The 18,513-nt window shown below is 60.6% G+C and carries 19 protein-coding genes; 7 read left to right on the plus strand and 12 right to left on the minus strand.

The window, feature by feature from the left end; genetic code table 11:
- Positions 1-86 precede the first annotated feature (86 nt).
- The 7 genes from nosR to FQ185_RS21455 all read left to right on the plus strand — a co-directional run bounded on the left by nosR (position 87) and on the right by FQ185_RS21455 (position 8,701).
- Entirely contained in the window at positions 87-2,267 is a 2,181-nt protein-coding gene (nosR, locus tag FQ185_RS21425) for a transcriptional regulator NosR (RefSeq protein ID WP_178113573.1), read from the plus strand.
- 56 nt (positions 2,268-2,323) lie between these two features.
- Positions 2,324-4,243 (plus strand): TAT-dependent nitrous-oxide reductase, encoded by a 1,920-nt coding sequence (gene nosZ, locus FQ185_RS21430; RefSeq protein ID WP_149419166.1) that lies wholly within the window; start codon positions 2,324-2,326, stop codon positions 4,241-4,243.
- A gap of 27 nt (positions 4,244-4,270) precedes the next feature.
- On the plus strand, positions 4,271-5,560 hold the full coding sequence (locus tag FQ185_RS21435; RefSeq protein ID WP_149419167.1) for a nitrous oxide reductase family maturation protein NosD: 1,290 nt from the start codon (positions 4,271-4,273) through the stop codon (positions 5,558-5,560).
- Complete coding sequence (locus tag FQ185_RS21440) at positions 5,557-6,480, plus strand: ABC transporter ATP-binding protein (RefSeq protein WP_149419168.1); 924 nt, start codon at positions 5,557-5,559, stop codon at positions 6,478-6,480. Before FQ185_RS21435 ends, FQ185_RS21440 begins: the two co-directional genes overlap by 4 nt.
- On the plus strand, positions 6,477-7,307 hold the full coding sequence (locus FQ185_RS21445) for an ABC transporter permease (RefSeq protein ID WP_149419169.1): 831 nt from the start codon (positions 6,477-6,479) through the stop codon (positions 7,305-7,307). Before FQ185_RS21440 ends, FQ185_RS21445 begins: the two co-directional genes overlap by 4 nt.
- A gap of 33 nt (positions 7,308-7,340) precedes the next feature.
- Positions 7,341-7,847 (plus strand): nitrous oxide reductase accessory protein NosL, encoded by a 507-nt coding sequence (locus FQ185_RS21450; RefSeq protein ID WP_149419170.1) that lies wholly within the window; start codon positions 7,341-7,343, stop codon positions 7,845-7,847.
- 110 nt (positions 7,848-7,957) lie between these two features.
- Positions 7,958-8,701 (plus strand): SDR family NAD(P)-dependent oxidoreductase, encoded by a 744-nt coding sequence (locus FQ185_RS21455; RefSeq protein WP_149419171.1) that lies wholly within the window; start codon positions 7,958-7,960, stop codon positions 8,699-8,701.
- A 625-nt stretch (positions 8,702-9,326) separates the two neighbouring features.
- Here the strand turns inward: FQ185_RS21455 and FQ185_RS21470 are convergent.
- The 12 genes from FQ185_RS21470 to FQ185_RS30225 all read right to left on the minus strand — a co-directional run bounded on the left by FQ185_RS21470 (position 9,327) and on the right by FQ185_RS30225 (position 18,497).
- The gene (locus FQ185_RS21470; protein ID WP_149419174.1) at positions 9,327-10,820 is read right to left on the minus strand and encodes a nitrite reductase; all 1,494 of its coding nucleotides are present in this window, start codon (positions 10,818-10,820) and stop codon (positions 9,327-9,329) included.
- On the minus strand, positions 10,817-11,656 hold the full coding sequence (gene cobA, locus FQ185_RS21475; RefSeq protein WP_149419175.1) for a uroporphyrinogen-III C-methyltransferase: 840 nt from the start codon (positions 11,654-11,656) through the stop codon (positions 10,817-10,819). Before cobA ends, FQ185_RS21470 begins: the two co-directional genes overlap by 4 nt.
- Before the next feature lie 70 nt (positions 11,657-11,726).
- Positions 11,727-12,905 (minus strand): heme d1 biosynthesis radical SAM protein NirJ, encoded by a 1,179-nt coding sequence (gene nirJ / locus FQ185_RS21480; RefSeq protein WP_149419176.1) that lies wholly within the window; start codon positions 12,903-12,905, stop codon positions 11,727-11,729.
- Positions 12,906-12,932: 27 nt separating this feature from the next.
- A complete protein-coding gene (locus FQ185_RS21485; protein WP_149419177.1) occupies positions 12,933-13,436 on the minus strand; it encodes an Lrp/AsnC family transcriptional regulator in 504 nt (167 codons plus the stop codon).
- A complete protein-coding gene (locus FQ185_RS21490) occupies positions 13,411-13,854 on the minus strand; it encodes an Lrp/AsnC family transcriptional regulator (RefSeq protein WP_149419178.1) in 444 nt (147 codons plus the stop codon). Before FQ185_RS21490 ends, FQ185_RS21485 begins: the two co-directional genes overlap by 26 nt.
- Positions 13,847-14,362, minus strand: coding sequence for an Lrp/AsnC family transcriptional regulator (locus FQ185_RS21495; protein ID WP_149419179.1), 516 nt, complete (start codon positions 14,360-14,362; stop codon positions 13,847-13,849). Before FQ185_RS21495 ends, FQ185_RS21490 begins: the two co-directional genes overlap by 8 nt.
- A complete protein-coding gene (locus tag FQ185_RS21500) occupies positions 14,359-14,817 on the minus strand; it encodes an Lrp/AsnC family transcriptional regulator (RefSeq protein WP_149419180.1) in 459 nt (152 codons plus the stop codon). Before FQ185_RS21500 ends, FQ185_RS21495 begins: the two co-directional genes overlap by 4 nt.
- 1 nt (position 14,818) lies before the next feature.
- Entirely contained in the window at positions 14,819-15,997 is a 1,179-nt protein-coding gene (locus FQ185_RS21505) for a cytochrome D1 domain-containing protein (RefSeq protein WP_149419181.1), read from the minus strand.
- Positions 15,994-16,317, minus strand: coding sequence for a cytochrome c (locus tag FQ185_RS21510; RefSeq protein ID WP_371926662.1), 324 nt, complete (start codon positions 16,315-16,317; stop codon positions 15,994-15,996). Before FQ185_RS21510 ends, FQ185_RS21505 begins: the two co-directional genes overlap by 4 nt.
- Positions 16,318-16,336: 19 nt before the next feature.
- Positions 16,337-16,651, minus strand: a complete 315-nt coding sequence (locus FQ185_RS21515) for a c-type cytochrome (protein WP_149419183.1) — start codon at positions 16,649-16,651, stop codon at positions 16,337-16,339.
- Between the two features lie 24 nt (positions 16,652-16,675).
- Complete coding sequence (locus tag FQ185_RS21520) at positions 16,676-18,367, minus strand: nitrite reductase (protein WP_149419184.1); 1,692 nt, start codon at positions 18,365-18,367, stop codon at positions 16,676-16,678.
- Positions 18,351-18,497: a hypothetical protein gene (locus FQ185_RS30225; RefSeq protein ID WP_178113574.1), complete on the minus strand. Its 147-nt coding sequence runs from the start codon at positions 18,495-18,497 to the stop codon at positions 18,351-18,353. Before FQ185_RS30225 ends, FQ185_RS21520 begins: the two co-directional genes overlap by 17 nt.
- Between the last annotated feature and the right edge of the window lie 16 nt (positions 18,498-18,513).

An 18,513-nucleotide genomic window follows, 5' to 3' on the forward strand; every position in this document is an offset into this window, starting at 1 on the left:
CGGGCTGATTTCTTTGATTTCAATCAAGGGCAGGGGGGGCAACGCGCCCTAACATGACCGCAAGCCCATTAGAAATCAGCGAGCCCATGACAATCCATCAGCCTTCGATACACGGCAACCTGCGCGCCTGGGGCGTCGGGCTGGTGGTCATGCTGACGCTGATGCTCGCCACCTTCGACGCGGTGCAAGCCAAGCAGTACGGCGACATCGAGCAGCAGCGCATCGAGAAAACCTTCCCTCAGACCGATTCCGTTTCCGCCCCCGAAGGCCCGTTCAAGGTGCGCACGCTGTCCGCCGCCGGCAAGGTCATCGGTTATGTGTTCCAGAGCCTGGACGTGGTGGATATTCCGGCCTACTCAGGCAAACCGATCAACACCCAGGTGATCCTCGACACTGCCGGCATGATTCAGGATGCCTATGTGCTGGAACACCACGAGCCGATTCTGCTGATTGGTATTCCTGAGGAAAAACTTCACGGCTTCAGCGCCAAGTACAAGGGCGTCAAGGTCAGCCAGCGGGTCGTCGTCGGCCATTCCAGTGACCCGAATGCAGTCACCGTCGATGCCATCGCCGGCGCAACCGTCACCGCCATGGTGGTCAACGAGGTCATCATGCGCGCCGCCCATGAGGTGGCCGTATCGCTCAAGCTGATCGAAGACACGGCCGGTGTGGCACGCAAGCCCGCCACCGTACGGCTGGACTTTTTCGAGCCCGCGACTTGGGAGCAACTGACCGGCAACGGCGCCATCCGCCGGTTGAACCTGACCCGTGGCCAGGTTGACGTCGCCTTCAAAGGCACCGAAGCCGAAGGCATCGACAACGCCAGTGCCGATCAGGTTGATGAGACCTTTATCGAGCTGTACACCGCCGACTTGAACCCGCCGACCATCGGCCGCGCGCTGCTGGGCGACAACCAATATCGTTTCCTCATGCAAGACCTCAAGCCTGGTGAGCAAGCCATCGCGGTGCTGGGGCGCGGGCTATTTTCCTATAAAGGCTCGGGTTATGTGCGCGGCGGGATTTTCGATCGGGTGCAGTTGCGCCAGTTCGGCAACGTCATCAGCTTTCGCGACATGGACCACCAGCGGCTCTCGGATGTGTTCGCCAAAGGCATGCCCGAGTTCACTGAGATGTCGATTTTCATTGTGCGCGAACCGGCGAAGTTCGATCCGGGATCGCCCTGGTCCCTGGAGTTATTGGTACGTCGCCAGACCGGCCCGGTCAGCGGCACGTTCAGCAGCTTCGAACTGGCCTATCAATTGCCCGAGCCCTACCTTGAGCGACCACTGCCCAGCGCCGAAGAACTGGCCGCCATCGAGGAAGCCGGTCGGCCGATGTGGTTGACCATCTGGTATCAGAAACACTTCCAGATCGGCGTGCTCGGGGCTGCGTTGCTGCTGCTGACGGCCATCCTGTTCCTGCAAGACAAGTTCACCCGCCGGCCGCATTTTCTGCACTGGCTGCGTCGCGGTTATCTGGTCTTTACCGTGGTGTTTATCGGCTGGTATGCGCTGGGGCAGCTGTCGGTGGTCAATGTCCTGACCTTTGCCCATGCGCTGTTCGATCAGTTCCGCTGGGAGCTGTTTCTCACCGACCCGCTGATCTTCATGCTCTGGGTCTTCACCGCAGCGAGCATTCTGTTGTGGGGCCGCGGCGTGTTCTGCGGCTGGCTGTGTCCGTTCGGTGCCTTGCAAGAGTTGATCAACGAGGCCGCACGCAAACTGAAAATCCCTCAGTACGAACTGCCGTTCGCGGTGCATGAGCGGCTGTGGGCGATCAAATACATCATTTTGCTGCTGCTCTTTGGCATCTCCCTGGAGTCGATGTCCACCGCCGAGCTGTTCGCCGAAGTGGAACCGTTCAAGACCGCCATCACCCTCAGGTTCGATCGCCAGTGGTGGTTCGTGCTCTACGCGGTGGCGCTGCTGGTCATCAACCTCTTCACGCGCAAAGTCTATTGCCGCTACATCTGCCCCCTGGGCGCGGCGCTGGCAATTCCGAGCAAATTTCGCCTGTTCGACTGGCTCAAACGCCGCAAGGACTGCGGCACGCCCTGCCAATTGTGCGCCAAGGAATGCGAGATCCAGGCGATTCATCCCGATGGCCGGATCAATGCCAACGAGTGCCACTACTGCCTCGATTGCCAGATGACTTACCAGAACGACCACAAATGCCCGCCGCTGATCAACAAGCGCAAAAAACGCGGCAAATCGGCACCTGCTGCTGTGCAACTGATCCCTGTCGTGGAAGTAACCGCTCTGGAATGAACCCCGCGAGCGTACGTACGCAGTGACCGTTTTTATCCCTTCAAGGAATACACCTCATGAACGACACAGAATCCAAAAAAGTAGCTGAAGTGCCGGAACCGTCCGGCCTCAGCCGCCGCGGTTTCCTTGGCACCAGTGCAGTGACCGGCGCGGTACTGGCCGGCGCCACGGCCCTTGGTGGCGCAGTGTTCACCCGTGAGACCTGGGCGGCTGCGGCCAAGGACGCGCAATCGAAAACCCACGTCGGGCCGGGCGAGCTGGACGAATACTACGGTTTCTGGAGCGGCGGCCATCAGGGCGAAGTGCGGATCATGGGTATTCCGTCGATGCGCGAGTTGTTGCGTGTTCCGGTGTTCAACATCGATTCCGCCACCGGTTGGGGCTTGACCAACGAAAGCAAACGGATCATGGGCGACAGCGCGCATTTCCAGAATGGCGACTGCCATCACCCGCATTTGTCCATGACCGACGGCAAGTACGACGGCAAGTACCTGTTCATCAACGACAAGGCCAACAGCCGCGTTGCGCGTATCCGTCTGGACATCATGAAGTGCGACAAGATGCTCACCGTGCCCAATGTGCAGGCGGTTCACGGGCTGCGTCTGCAGAAAGTGCCACATACCAAGTACGTATTCGCCAATGCCGAGTTCGTCATTCCGCACCCCAATGACGGCAGTACCTTCGACCTGCAAGACAAGAACAGCTACACGATGTTCAACGCCATTGATGCCGAGAAGATGGAGATGGCCTTCCAGGTCATCGTCGACGGCAACCTGGATAACACCGACGCCGACTACACCGGCAAGTACGCGGCTTCGACCTGCTACAACTCGGAGAAGGCCTACGACCTGGGCGGCATGATGCGCAATGAGCGTGACTGGGTGGTGGTGTTCAACATCCAGCGCATCGAAGCGGCGATCAAGGCGGGCAAGTTCATTACCCTGGACGGCTCCAAAGTCCCGGTGGTCGATGGACGCAAAAAAGACGGCAAGGACAGCGCGTTCACGCGTTACATCCCGGTGCCGAAGAACCCCCACGGGATCAACATGACGCCCGATGGCAAGTACTTCATTGCCGCTGGCAAACTCTCGCCCACCTGCACGATCATCGCCACCGCGAAGCTTGATGATCTGTTCGACGACAAACTAAAGGACCCGCGTGACGCGGTGGTCGGCGAACCGGAACTGGGTCTGGGTCCGCTGCACACCACTTATGACGGGCGCGGTAATGCCTACACCACGCTGTTTATCGACAGCCAGGTGGTGAAGTGGAATGTCGAAGAAGCCGTTCGCGCCTACACCGGCGAGAAGGTCAACTACATCAAGCAGAAACTCGACGTGCAGTACCAGCCGGGCCACAACCATGCGTCGCTGACCGAAACCAGCGAAGCCGACGGCAAATGGCTGATGGTCCTGAGCAAGTTCTCCAAAGACCGCTTCTTGCCGACCGGCCCGTTGCACCCGGAAAACGATCAGTTGATCGATATTTCCGGCGAGGAAATGAAATTGGTGCACGACGGCCCGGCGTTCGCCGAACCCCACGATTGCATCATGGCCCGGCGCGACCAGATCAAGACCAAGAAAATCTGGGATCGCAACGACCCGTTTTTCGCCGAAACCGTGGCGATCGCCGCCAAGGACGGGATCAAGCTGGAGACCGACAACAAGGTCATCCGCGACGGCAACAAAGTCCGCGTCTACATGACCTCGATGGCCCCGGCCTACGGCCTGCCGGAGTTCACCGTCAAACAGGGGAACGAGGTCACGGTGACCATCACCAACATCGACCAGATTGAAGACGTGACGCACGGCTTCGTGATGACCAACCATGGCGTGAGCATGGAGATCAGCCCGCAGCAGACCTCATCGATCACCTTCATCGCCGACAAGGCCGGTCTGCATTGGTACTACTGCAGCTGGTTCTGCCATGCGCTGCACATGGAAATGGTCGGCCGCATGCTGGTCGAGAAGGCCTGACCATTGCCCAGCGACAGGAGCGAGCCAATGACTGATAGCAAGGGAAACCCGGTGAAGGTCATTGCGCTTGCGCTCCTGCTGATGTCCGGCAGCGCGCTGGCGGTGCAACCCATCACCACGTTGCCGTTGACGGTGGACGCCGATCAACGCTGGCACCTGCCGGCCGGTGAATACCGTGGCTCGTTCAGCGTCGATCAATCGATGCAGATTGTCTGCGAACCTGGCGCGGTATTTCAGGGGGAGGGGCAGGGCAACGGCTTGATCATCAGCGCACCGGATGTCGGGGTCGAGGGCTGCACGTTTCTGGACTGGGGCCACGACCTCACGGCCATGAACGCGGCGTTGTTCATTCAGCCAAAGGCCCATGGTGCGGTGATTAGAGGCAATCGCCTGCAAGGCAAGGGTTTCGGTATTTGGGTCGACGGTACTCAGGATGTGAGCCTGATCGACAACCGCATTCAGGGTGATCCGTCGATGCGCTCCCAGGATCGCGGCAACGGCATCCACCTGTATGCGGTGCACGGCGCGAAGGTCATTGGCAACCACGTGCGCGATACCCGCGACGGCATCTACATCGACACCTCCAACGGCAACCTGATGCAGGGCAATACCCTGGAAGACCTGCGCTACGGGGTGCATTACATGTTCGCCAACGACAACCAACTGATCGGCAACACCACCCGCCGCACCCGCACCGGCTACGCCTTGATGCAAAGCCGCAAGCTCACGGTGATCGGCAATCGCTCCGAACAGGATCAGAACTACGGGATCCTGATGAACTACATCACCTACTCAACCTTGCGCGACAACGTCGTCACTGACGTGCGCGACGGTTCGACCGGCGACAGCATGATCAGCGGCGCCGAGGGCAAGGCGCTGTTCATTTACAACTCGCTGTTTAACAGCATCGAACACAACCGCTTCGAGCACAGCGCGGTGGGCATTCACCTGACCGCAGGTTCGGAAGACAACCGCATCGCCGACAACGCCTTTGTCGGCAATCAACGCCAGGTCAAGTACGTCGCCACCCGTTTGCAGGAGTGGTCGGCGGATGGCCGAGGCAATTTTTGGAGTGATTACCTGGGCTGGGATCGCAACGGCGATGGCCTGGGCGATATCGCCTATGAACCCAACGACAACGTCGACCGTCTGCTGTGGCTGTACCCGCAGGTGCGGCTGTTGATGAACAGCCCCGGTATCGAGTTGCTGCGCTGGGTGCAACGGGCCTTTCCGGTGATGAAATCGCCGGGCGTGCTGGACAGCCATCCGCTGATGAAATCACCCATTCAACCCCTGACCCAGGAGCCCACCGCATGAACGTCATCGATATGGAAGGCGTCAGCCAGCGCTATGGGCACACCACGGTGTTGCATCAGTTGAGCTTGAGCCTGGCGGAAGGTGAGGTGCTGGGTTTGTTCGGGCACAACGGTGCGGGCAAGACCACCAGCATGAAACTGGTGCTTGGTTTGCTCCAGCCCAGCGAAGGGCAGGTCAGGGTGTTTGGTCGTTTACCCAGTGATCCCCATGTGCGGCGTCTGCTCGGTTACCTGCCGGAGAACGTGACGTTTTACCCGCAGCTGAGCGGTCTCGAAACCTTGCGCCATTTCGCGCGACTCAAAGGCGCAGCGTTTGCTCAGGTGAATGTGCTGCTTGAGGAAGTTGGTCTGGCGGGTGCGGCGCATCGACGGGTCAAGACCTACTCCAAAGGCATGCGTCAGCGCCTGGGGCTGGCGCAAGCGCTGCTCGGCGAGCCGCGTCTGTTGCTGCTTGATGAGCCCACCGTCGGCCTCGATCCCATTGCGACCCAGGACCTATATCGGTTGCTCGATCGGCTGCGCAGCCAGGGCACCAGCATCATTCTCTGCTCTCACGTGTTGCCGGGTGTCGAGGCGCATATCAACCGCGCAGCGATTCTGACCCAGGGCCGCCTGCTGGCGCTCGGCAGTCTGCGCAGTTTGCGCGAAGAAGCCGGGTTGCCCACGCTGATCCGCGCCAACGGACTCAAACACGCCGGGCCCTTGCAGCAACGCTGGAACAACGCCGGGCACGTCACCGAGCGCTGGGGCATAGAAGGGCTTGAAGTGGCTGCGCTCAATGGCAGCAAGCTTGGGCTGTTGCGCCAATTACTCAATGAAGACGAACCGGCCGACGTGGAAATCCATCAGCCGTCGCTGGAAGATATTTACCGCTTTTACATGGGCCGGGCCGGTGCGGCGTCGATTTCGGAGGTCGTATGAACGCAATCTGGAACATGGCTCGCAAGGAATTCAGTGACGGTTTGCGCAACCGCTGGCTGTTGGCGATCAGCCTGTTATTTGCGGTGCTGGCCATCGGCATCGCCTGGTTGGGCGCCGCGGCTTCCGGGCAGTTGGGCTTTACCTCGGTGCCAGCCACCATCGCCAGCCTGGCCAGCCTCGCCACGTTTTTGATGCCGCTGATTGCGTTGCTGCTGGCCTATGACGCCATTGTTGGCGAGGACGAGAGCGGCACGTTGCTGCTGTTGCTGACCTATCCCCTGGGTCGTGGGCAAATCCTGCTCGGCAAGTTTGTCGGCCACGGGTTGATCCTGGCGCTGGCGACACTGATCGGTTTCGGCTGCGCCATGCTGGCCATCGCGGTGCTGGTGGACGATGTCGAACTGAGCCTGCTGCTTTGGGCCTTTGGCCGGTTCATGGCGTCGTCGACGTTGCTGGGTTGGGGCTTTCTGGGGCTGGCCTATGTGCTGAGCAGTGTGTCGGCCGAGAAATCCACAGCGGCTGGGTTGGCGTTGGGCGTGTGGTTCTTCTTCGTGCTGGTGTTCGACCTGGTACTGCTGGCGCTGTTGGTGCTCAGCGAAGGGCAGTTCAACCCGAAAGTGTTGCCCTGGTTGTTGCTGCTCAATCCCGCTGACATCTATCGCCTGATCAATCTCTCCGGTTTTGAGCCTGGCGCCAGTACCGCGGGTGTGCTGACACTGGGCAGCGATTTGCCGATGCCGGGCTCGATGCTCTGGCTGTGCCTGTCGCTGTGGGTGGCAGCGCCATTGGGCTCGGCCTGGCTGTTGTTTCGTCGCCGGGCGACATGAATTTTCACTTTGGTTTTTTGGGAGCAGTTGACGATGAACACCTTTTATCTGACGACGGTACGTGCGGTGGCGGGCCTGATGATGTGTCTGTTACTGACAGCCTGTGACAATCCCGCGCAAGCCACCTACAACGACGCTGCCGCAGCCTTTCATCCCAGTGATGAATGCCATGTCTGCGGGATGATCATCAACGGATTCCCCGGGCCCAAGGGCGAAGTGGTCGAGCCGGCCGGGATCAAGAAGTTTTGTTCCACGGCGGAAATGATCGGTTGGTGGTTGCAGCCGGAAAACCATCATGGCAACGCAAAACTGTATGTCCACGACATGGGCCGCAGTCCTTGGAATGCGCCGGATGACGCTCACCTGATCGATGCCAAAGATGCGTTTTACGTGGTCGGCACCCAACTCAAAGGCGCCATGGGCGTGGTGCTGGCGTCCTTCTCCAGTCGCGAGGCGGCTGAAAAGCTTGCCGCAGAACAGGGTGGTGGCCGCTTGCTGCGCTTCAGCGAGATCACGCCTGCGCTGTTGCAGCAACACTAACGCCGTCGAGAAAATCTGATCGCCGTCAAGTCGGTATTTCTTCACCTGCTCAAAGATAGGGGCTGGCTATGTCCCCAGTGCTTGGCATCCGCGATGCCCAGGAGTAAATGATGAATACCGAGTTTCAGGATCGTTTGGCGGTGGTTACGGGTGCCAGCTCAGGGATTGGCCTGGCACTGTGCGCCGCGCTGTTGCCGCGCGGCGTCAAGGTGCTGGCGATGTCACGGACCCCGGGTGAACTGCCGGCGCTGCAGCAGATCTACGGCGAGCGATTGCAGTGGTTTGTCGGTGACGTTACGAATCAACAAGACCTGCGCGAGCTGGCCGAGTGCGCTGCGGCGCTGGGGCCGGTGGACTATCTGGTGCCTAACGCGGGTATTGCAGAGATGGCTGATAGCCTGGACATGGCGGCCTTCCAGCGTCAGTGGGCGGTTAATGGTGCCGGGGCGTTGAATACCCTGGCGGCGTTGCGCGGTAATTTGGCGAGCCCGGCCTCGGTGGTGTTTGTCGGGAGTTTTCTGATCGGTTCGAGCTTTCCGGGGTTGGCTGCGTGCATTGCCAGCAAGGCTGCGCTGGCGGCTCAGGTGCGGACGCTGGCGGTGGAGTTTGCGCGTTACGATGTGCGCATTAATCTGGTCTCTCCGGGGCCGACGGCTACCTCGATGTGGGATCACTTGGGGTTGAGCGATGGGGAGCTTGGCGATGTTGCCGACACGCTTGGTAAGCGTCTGTTGCCGGGGCATTTTCTTGATGCTGCGGCGGTGGCCAATGTGATTGTTTTTCAGTTGTCGCAGGGGGCCCGGGGTGTTTATGGTCAGGATTGGAAGGTTGATAACGGGTACACCTTGGGCTGAAGTCCGTTCGGGGTACATATCCGTTGCTGCGGTCACGGCGGCTATTGGTTCCGCCCTTACGGCGGGTCACTTTGAAAAGCGCAAAGTAACCAAACGCTTTCGCCCCTGACGTACGGCCCTTCGCTTAGGCTCAGGGTGCCCTCGCTCCGGTCCTGCTCCGTGGGCCCGCCGCCATCGGCCATCCATGGCAGGGGGCGGCTACCGCGGCATCCCTGCCGCGGTGCCCACTGCGCAGAACCTGCGCTCGGCCTTCCGACGGGGCAGATCAAGATCAGAAGCAAGATCAAAAGCAAGATCAAAAGCAAGATCAAAAGCCAGGCGTTCAACCTGTGGGAGCGAGCCTGCTCGCGAAAAACATCCGGACACCGCGTTCATTCAGTCGGCACGCGTTATCGTTCACGTCTTTCGCGAGCAGGCTCGCTCTCACAGGGGAATGCGTAGGTTTGAAGAGGCAGGCCGACCGGTAGGCCGCCTCGCGGTGCTTTTGCGATACTCGCCCCCTCGAGAGGCCGAATGAAAGGGGCAAGAACCCTTTGGTTACTTTGGGGTTCTTTTCCAAAGTGACCCGCCGTAAGGGCGGAACCCTAAGCCGCCGTTACCGAAAAAACGGATATACACCCAAGGCCTAATGCGAAGTCCCCTCGGCAAACTCAATCTTGTTCCCCACGTTGTACTTGCCCGAAGGCTTGTTCATCGGAATACGTTTGATCTCCTTGAGAGTGTTGCTGTCGTAAACGATCAGCGCACCGTCGGTGGCCCAGATGCTCAGCAGCAAGTAGCGGCCATCCCGGGTGAACTCAACATGAGCAGCGGTTTTCCCCGGCATCGGACGCAAGGTGTGGGCAATTTCCAGGGTTTGCTTGTCGATCAGGTGGATCGCATCGTTGTCCGGCCCAAAGAACACATCACTCCAGGCATACCGTGAATTGACGTGACTGCGCATGAAAAACCCCGGCCCCAGGGTCGGGATTTCCTTGATCAGCTTCCAGGTCTTGAAGTCGATGACCGAGATCAGCCCCTTGCTGATATTCGGCGTGGCGAACACCCACTCGCCGTTGCGTTTCCAATAGGTCCCCGAGCCCAAATGCGGCATCCCCGGCAGCGGTATGTCGGTGACGACCTTGCCGTTGTCGAGGTCGATCACCTGACCGCCCTTGGCCTTGCGCGAGGTGGCCAGCAACTGCTTGTAGTCCGGCGAAAAGGAAAAATCGTCCAGCACATCCCCGGCGTGGATTCGCCGTGGCACGAAATCCGGAGTACCGGCCCAAGACAGTTCCCAGACTTCCTTCACATCCTTGAGCGCCACAATGAAACTGTCCCGCGGCGGGGCGGAGTACACCGCGCTGACCCGTGACGCGGTACCGTCTTCGCCGATCGTGGGAATGGTTTTGACCAGCGACAGATCGCGGGCATCGAGCACCACCACGTTGCCGGGCAAATAGTTACCCACCAGCACCCAGCGTCCATCCTTGCTCACCGCCAGGTTGCGGGTGTTGAGGCCGGCGCGGACCTCGGCGATCAGTTTCAGGTTGTGCAAGTCATACAGGCTGATCCAGCCGTCGCGTGAGGCTACGTAAACGAAGCGCCCATCTGGCGAAAACTTCGGCCCGCCATGCACCGCGAAGTGCGAAGTAAAGCGCGCCAGCACCTCGAAACGGTCGCCGTCGAGGATGTTGATGTGGTGATCGCCGGCCTCCACCACCACGAACAGGTTCAGTGGATCGGCGCCATGCTGGGGCGTGGTGGGCAACTTGCTGACATCCGCAAGAATCGAATGACTGCCGAGAATGTCGTCGTTACTCCACGTGGGCGGTGTGGCGGGCGGTTGCTGAAGGTAGTCCACCAGCGCGGTGATTTGCTCTGGATTGAACACGTTGGCATACCCGGCCATCTGGCTGGCGGGGCGACCGTTTTGAATGACGTTGCGGATTTCGTCCGGTTTGATCCGGCTGAGACTTTCTGGCAGCAACGCCGGACCCGCACCGCCGAACCGGTTGGCCCCGTGGCAGCTCAGGCAATGTTGCTGATAGTTTTTCGCCGCTTGTTCAAGTGCCGGAGTCGTAAGGTCGGCATGGGCCGCACCGACCCATAACAAGGGGGCAAGGATCAGACGCCTCATATCGCCACCTTGGCGCGGCGTTGCAGCACTTGAACGGGGTAAAGGCGGGCCGGGTATTCCAGCGGTTGGGCTGCGAACAGATCGACCACTTTGCCGATCACCGTCAGTGTCGGAATACCCGGTGGACACCCCAGCGCCAGGGTCGGCAATTGGTGCAGCTTGCCACGGGCGACGTGCTGGTCGGGGCGGGTACCGTTGCTGATCAACGCGGCCGGTGTATCGGCCGGCAGCCCGGCTTCGATCAAGCGCTGGGCGATGATCTCAAGGTTGGACAACCCCATGTAAAACACCAACGTCTGGCTGCTGTCGGCGAGGCTGCTCCAGGGCAGCGACAACTCGCCATCACGTTGCAAATGGCCGGTGATGAATCGGCAGGAATTGACCAGATCCCGATGAGTCAGCGGAATGCCCGCGTAAGTGCTGCAGCCGGAAGCGGCGGTAATCCCCGGGACCACCTGGCAATCGATGCCGCGTTGCAGCAGGTATTCCAGCTCCTCGGCACCGCGACCGAAAATGAACGGGTCGCCGCCCTTGAGCCGGACCACGCGCTGCCCTTGATCGGCAAGGTCGGCGAGCAGTTCGTTGATCTGTTCCTGGGGCAGGCTGTGGCAGCCGCTGGCCTTGCCGACGTAATGCCGGGCGCAGGTCAGGGGAATCAACGTCAGCAGCTCGGGGCTGATGAGGCGGTCGTACACCACCGCGTCGGCCTGCATCAACAGGCTCCAGGCGCGCAATGTCAGCAGGCGTGGATCGCCAGGGCCGGCGCCGACCAGGGCGACTTCGCCCGGTCTGAACGCGGACTCAAGTGTGGCCGGTATTTCAATTGATGGAGGCATGAGACGTCCTTGGTGCTTCATCAGGTTGGCCGGCCCCAGCCTTTTTCAGGTGGTTTGCCGGACGGGCGATTCAGTAGGTGATGCAAGGAATGGTCGTTGACGGCGGCACACCGATTTCGTCATCACTGAGGTGGCAGCCGGGGTCCTGCCCCCAGAGATCGCCCTCGGCCCAGGCGCGTGTGCGGGTATTGCCGTTGCAGATGTGCAACCAGCGGCATTGCGCACAACGGCCGCCGACGGCGCGAGGGTGTTCACGCAGTCGCAACAGCAGGGCATCCGGTTGATCCAGCCACAACGTGCGAAACGGCGTGTGCCGGACATTGCCCACCGAATGCTGCCACCAGTAGGTGTCGGGGTGCACTTCGCCGGTGTTGTCGATATTGGCGATGCCACTGCCCGAGGCATTGCCGCCCCAGGCGCGGAGCATGCTTTCCAGGCGTGGGTAATGCTCTGGCAGACGAACAGCGGCCCATTGCAGCAGCAGAATCGCGTCGGCATCGTTGTTGCCGCTGACAAAGTCGCTGTCGCGGCCCTGCTGGATGTCTTCCCAGGCGCGTTCAAAGATCAACGTCATGGCCTCGCGGCTCATCTGCTGGTGCGCGTCGAGTTTGCGACTGCGTTTGCCACGGCCGCTGTAGTTGAGGTGCGACAGATAAAACTTCTGCACGTCGTACTCGCGCATCAGCGCCAGCAGTTGGGGCAACTGTTGATGGTTCTCCTGGGTCAGGGTCGTGCGCAGGCCGACCCGAATACCCTGTTCGCGACAGAGCCGGATCGCCCGCATGGAACTGACAAAACTGCCTTTGAGTTGGCGGAACGTATCATGGGTCGCTTCCAGGCCATCGATGCTGATGCCGACATAGTCGAATTTCGCCGCGCTGATCTGCGCGATGTTCTGCTCATCGATCAGCGTGCCGTTGGTGGACAAGGCGACAAAGAAACCCTTGGCACGGGCGTAGTCGCTGAGTACAAACAGGTCCTCGCGCAACAGCGGTTCGCCGCCGGAAAGAATCAGCACCTTCACCCCGGCGTCGTGCAGATCGTCAATTACCGCCAACGCGGCCGGCGTATCCAGTTCGTCGCGAAAGACGCTGTCGGCCGAGGTGGCGTAGCAATGTTTGCAGGTCAAGTTGCAGCGTCTGAGCAAGTTCCAGATCACCACCGGCGGCCGGTTGCTGCCCGGTGGACTGGTTCTCGGCGCAGGCGCCTGGCCGGCCAGCGCACGCAGGTATTGGCTGATCCTCAACATGTAACTCTCCTTGAGTCGGGAACGTGTTCAGCGCGAAGGGGGCGGCAGGCGCAAGCCGGTTTTCTTCAGGATGCGGCTGCTCACCAGCATCTCGTCGGCGGCACTGGCGTCGCCCAGCAAGTAGCGCAGGTGCTCGCGGTAACTGTTGATTTCATCGCTGCTGCGGCCGTGAACCATGGCGAACAGGTTGTAGCGCCAGTCGGTTCGTCGCGGGCGGCGATAGCAGTGGCTGACGAAGGATTGCGCGCCGATCAGCGCACCCAGGCGCGGCATGTCGGCGTCGCACACATCCCAGACCGTCATGCCGTTGTGGCGATAGCCCAGTCGGTAGTGATTGGGCACGGCGGCAATCCGCCGAATCGCGCCCTCGGCCTGCAAGCGCTTGAGCAAATCCAGGGTGGATTCGATGCTCAGCCCCAGCTGTTCGGCGAGCCAGGCCCACGGGTCATCCAGCAACGGCAGGCCGGCCTGGGTCAATGCGATCAGACGCTGGGCGAGGGTGTCTTCAGATCGGGAAATACAGACCGACATGGTAGGTCTCCTCTTTGGGCAGGTTGAGCAGTGACAGACCGGTCAGGGTTTCGATGTGCTGCAGGGTTTCGGTCAGGTCAAGTTCAGTTGCGCAGGCGAGCACGAACCACATGTTCCAGGTGTGCTCGCGTCGGTAGTTGTGCGCCACTTCAGGCATACCGTGCAGTTGCTCGGCGACGTCGTCGAAACGCTCTTCCGGTACCGCCAAGGCGGCGAGGGTGAAGGCGCCACCCAGCCGTTCGATGTCGAACATCGGGCCGAAGCGCGTGAGAACGCCGTCATCGAGCAGGACATGCAGTCGGCCGAGCAGTTCAGTGCTGCTGCTCTCCAGCTCGGTAGCCAATGCTTGCCAAGGGTGGCGCACCAGCGGCAGGCCCAATTGCAAACGGTTGATCAGTCGACGGTCAAGATCATCCACGGGTTGGCGCTCCTGTTCGCGATGGCGCAAAACGTCCGCCGCACTGTTTGAACACCTGGGTGCTGAACAGCAGTTGGTGGGGCAGGTCGCTCAGCAGATGTTCTTCGAGCAACGCCTGGATTTGCGCTTCAACCCGATCACGTTGACGCCCGTGCACCATGCAGAACAGGTTGTAGCGCCATTGCGGCAAGCGCCGGGGCCGTTGATAGCAGAGGTTGATGCCGGGGGCTCGCCCCAGGCGTTGGCCGACTTCGTCGATCAACGCATCTGGAACGTCCAGCACCAGCATGGCGTTGGCGGTAAAGCCCAGCGCGCGATGGTGCAGCACCAGGCCGATACGGCGGAACAGCCCTTGCTCGCTCCACTGGCGCATTTGTTCAAGCACCTGGTCTTCGTCAGTCTTTATCCGTTCGGCCAGGGCCTGGTAAGGGCGCGATACCAGCGGCAATCCACCTTCCAGATGCCGGCGCAGCGCCAGGGCCTGTTTGGGGCTCAAGCCGGGCTTCATAGTTTTTCTCCGAGGGCAAAGCCGAGGTCGATGCGGTAGGCGGTCAGCATCGGCAGGTCCAGCGGCATGAGGCCGGTGCCATCTTCAAGTTCTTTGAGAACACGGTCGATGTGCTGGCGATCTGGGCCGGTCAGCACAAACCACAGGTTGTAGAAATGCTCCCGTGCGTAGTTGTGATTGACCTCGGGGTACTGACTGACGTGATCGGCAACGTGTTGCAGGCGTTCGGCGGGCACGGCGAGGGCGGCGAGGGTGCTGGCCCCGGCGCGGCTGTGTTCGAACACCGGGCCGATCCGTGAAAGGGTGCCGGCCTTATCCATTTCTTCCAGGCAGGCCATGACTTGCGATTCGCGGCAACCGAGGATCCGCGCCATCTCCTTATACGGTGCCGGGCACAGCGGCATGCCGTGCTGGAAGCGGTCGATGAGTTGGCGAGTGAGCAGCTCAAGGTTCATTTCAATACCCCATTTTCTGCGCGCGACTGCTGAAGAAGATGCCGCTCGGCGCGGTGGCCGGCAGGGTACTCAGCAGCTTCAGGCTGTACGGATCCCAGACTTGAACCTGATCGCCGTCGCGTAACGACAACCACAACTGATCGCCGCGCGCGGTGAATTCCATGTGCAGCACCGCCGGCCCCGGGCGCAGATCGGCGATTACGGTGTGGGTTTCGGTGTCGATAACCTGAACCCGATCGTTGTCCGGGTAGGCGAAATTGACCCACAACTGCCGACCGTCCGGGCGTGAGGTGACGAATATCGGTTGGCCGGCCACCGGGATGACTGCGGTCTGCTGCCAGGTGCGCGAATCCATCACCAGCACCTGGTGACGGCCAACGGCGGGCACGAACGCCTGGTTATCGGCGACGGCCCAGCCTTCCAGATGCGGCATCTTGTACACGGGCAGTTTCGCCTGGCCGCGTCCGTAGTCGCCGAGTACCCGCTGAACACCGCGCTCCGGATGCCAGAGATCGAGTTGCGCCATGCCGTCTTCGCCGAACAGCCCGGCCATGTAATAGCGGCCATCCGGGGTGATCAGGGCGTCGTAGGGTTGTGAGCCAATACCGGTGAAACGGCTGATGTGCGGTGTGCTGCCCTGGCTGAAATCGGCGGTCCAGATCTCGCCGGTATCGAACAGGCTGAAAACAAAACGTTGCCCCGGCGCGTCGACCAGGCCGACCACTCGCGAGCGTTTGGTGCCGTCGGCGAGTGGTGTAGCGGGGATATCGGCCACTTGTTGCAGAGTGGCCGCATCGAACACCTTGACCCCGCCGGGCACGTAGTTCGACACCGCGATCAACTTGCCGTCCTGACTGATGGCGCCGCCAATGCTGTTGCCGCCCTGGATGACTCGATGGTCGATACGTTGGGTCAGCAAATCGATTTTGCTCAACCCGCCGTCGCGGCCGAAGACGTACGCATAGCGCTGGTCGCGTGAGAACACCACGGAGGCATGGGACAGGTCGCCCAAACCCTTGAGTCGGGCCAGCGCCGTATGGGTGTCGCTCTCGATGATTTGCACGCTACCGGTGGCGCGTTCCACCACCACGCCCAGATCGCCGGTGCCACGCAACGGTGGCTGAACGCAAGCGGACAACAACAGCCCGGTCGCCGCTGACAGCAGGATTGAACGGATCATGGTGCGGGGTATCCCTGCAGAAGAAGGTCGACCAGCCAACGGATGTCACCGGGGCTGAGCAACGGCGCCCAACCGGGCATCGCGGTGCCGGGCCGGCCTTGGCTGACGGTGGCAATCAGGCTGTCCCTGGACTTGCCGGCCAGCGCCGCGCGTGTCAGCTCGGGACCGAGCCCGCCGGTCAGGTGCAGCCCATGGCAGGCGCCGCAGTCCTGCACCAGCAGGTGTTCGAGTTGTGCCTGACGCTGGGCGTCCGGCGACGCAACCGCAGTTGCGCAAATGAGGAGGAGGGCCGCCAGAATCGCAGCGTGTGGGTAAACCATCATGACGCCCTCGAGTCGGTTATTTGAGTGTCAGTACCCAGGTCGCGAGAATTTTTGCTTCTTCGTCGGTCACTGGGTTCGCGGGCATTGGCATCGGGCCCCAATTGCCTTGTGTGCCGTTTTTGATGTGGCCTGCCAGGGTGTCTGCGGCGCCGGCCACGCCAGCGTTCTTGGCCGCTACATCCTTGAGTGCGGGACCGACCAGCTTGGTGTCAATGGAGTGACAGGCTGCGCAGGGTTTGCTCTTGAACAGCGCCAGCGCGTCTTGGGCCATGACCGGCTGCACGCTCAGCGCAGCGGTCAGGGCAAACAGTGCAAACAGAGTATTTTTCATGGTGTTTCCTTGCATTGATGAAGCTCAATAAATGTCGTGTTGGGTGTTGTAGACGTTGAACTTCCCGGTGGGTGTGATCAGTCGTTTGTCCTTGATGACTGACTTGAGCTTTAGTGTTTTGTCGTCGATCACCACCAGCGCCGATTCGTCTTCCTGGCCGCTCCACACGGAGAACCAGACTTCATCGCCGGCCTTGTTGTATTCCGGTTGCACAACGCGCATGGCGCCTTTCTTGATGCCAGCGTATTCAGCGATAGGCAGCACGGTGTAGCCGGCATCGAGTTTGTCGATGTCGAATACCGCCACTGACTGGCTGAGCTTGGCCTCCGGGTTGAGGGTGGTGTCGACGTACAAGTGACGGGATTTTGGATGGGTCTTGATAAACAGCGAGCCGCCGCCCTGGCCCTTGAGTGAGCCGACCTGTTTCCAGGCGTATTGCGGGTGTTTGGTCGGGTCGGTGCCGATCAGCGAAATGCCGTCATCGCCCAAATGGCTGGTGGCCCAGACCGGGCCGTAGGTCGGGTGGTTGAAGTTGGCGCCGCGACCCGGGTGAGGGGTTTTGCCGACGTCCACCAGCGCAGTCAATTTGCGCTCCTTGGAGTCGATCACGGCGACCTTGTTCGAGTTGTTGGCGGCGGTCATGAAGTAGCGGTGCGTGCTGTCCCAGCCACCGTCATGCAGGAACGGCGCGGCGTCGATGTAAGTGATGGTGAGGTTTTTGATGTCCTGGTAATTGACCAGCATGACCTTGCCGGTTTCCTTGACGTTGACGATGAACTCCGGCCATTCGTGGGAGGCGATGATCGCCGCGACGCGAGGTTCAGGATGGTATTCCTGCTTCTCGACGGTCATGCCGCGGGTCGAGACGATCTGCTTCGGCTCCAGGGTTTCGCCATCCATGATGGTGAATTGCGGCGGCCAATAAGAACCGGCGATGGTGTATTTGTCTTCGTAGCCTTTGAACTTGGAGGTCTCGACCGAGCGTGCCTCGATGCCCACTTTGACTTCGGCAACCTTGGTCGGCTCGACCGGCCACAGGTCGATCATGTCGATCCGGGCGTCTCGACCAATCACCAGCAGGTAGCGGCCCGAGGCAGAGATCCGCGAGATGTGCACCGCGTAACCGGTCTCGATCAACTTGACGATTTTCTTGCTGTCGCCGTCGATCAGGGCAATCTTGCCGTCATCGCGCAACGTCACCGAAAACAGGTTGGGCAGGTTGAGTTTGCTCAGCTGCTTCTTCGGACGATCTTCGGGTTTGACCAGCACTTTCCAGGTTTTCAGCGTCTCGGCCATGCCCCATTCCGGCGGCGTCGGCGGCGCGTGCTGAATGAACTTGGCCATTGACGTTATCTGATCCTTGGTCAGCGCATTGGACGTGCCCCAGTTCGGCATGCCCGCCGCAGACCCATAGGTAATCAAGGCCTCCAGAAACGGTTGCCCTCGGTTCTGAGTAATGTCCGGTGTCAGCGGTTTGCCGGTGGCGCCTTTGCGCAGAACGCCGTGGCAGCCTGCGCAGCGCTGGAAGTAGATTTCCTTTGATGAGTCGAACTCGGCCTGGCTCATGTCGGGAGCGCCAGCGGATTTGACCATGGATGGGTTGGCCGCAACAGCGGCGGGCTCATCAGCGCTGGCGGCATGACTCACCGCCAATGCCAGTGCCGAACACAGCGTGGTAAGGGTCAGGGCAAACGTTTTTCTATTGCTGATCAGCATTCCATTTCTCCTCAGGCAAGACCTTTGCGATGTGCTGAAACGGCAGCGCAGAACGCAGGTTCTTAGTGCCGTGCAAGGCTATGCCGAGCAGGCCAATGTTCGCTTGACGACGATCAAGTTTGCCGGCCATCTCACTTGCCAGGTTG

The organism is Pseudomonas sp. ANT_H12B (assembly GCF_008369325.1).
In the GTDB taxonomy this organism is placed as follows: domain Bacteria; phylum Pseudomonadota; class Gammaproteobacteria; order Pseudomonadales; family Pseudomonadaceae; genus Aquipseudomonas.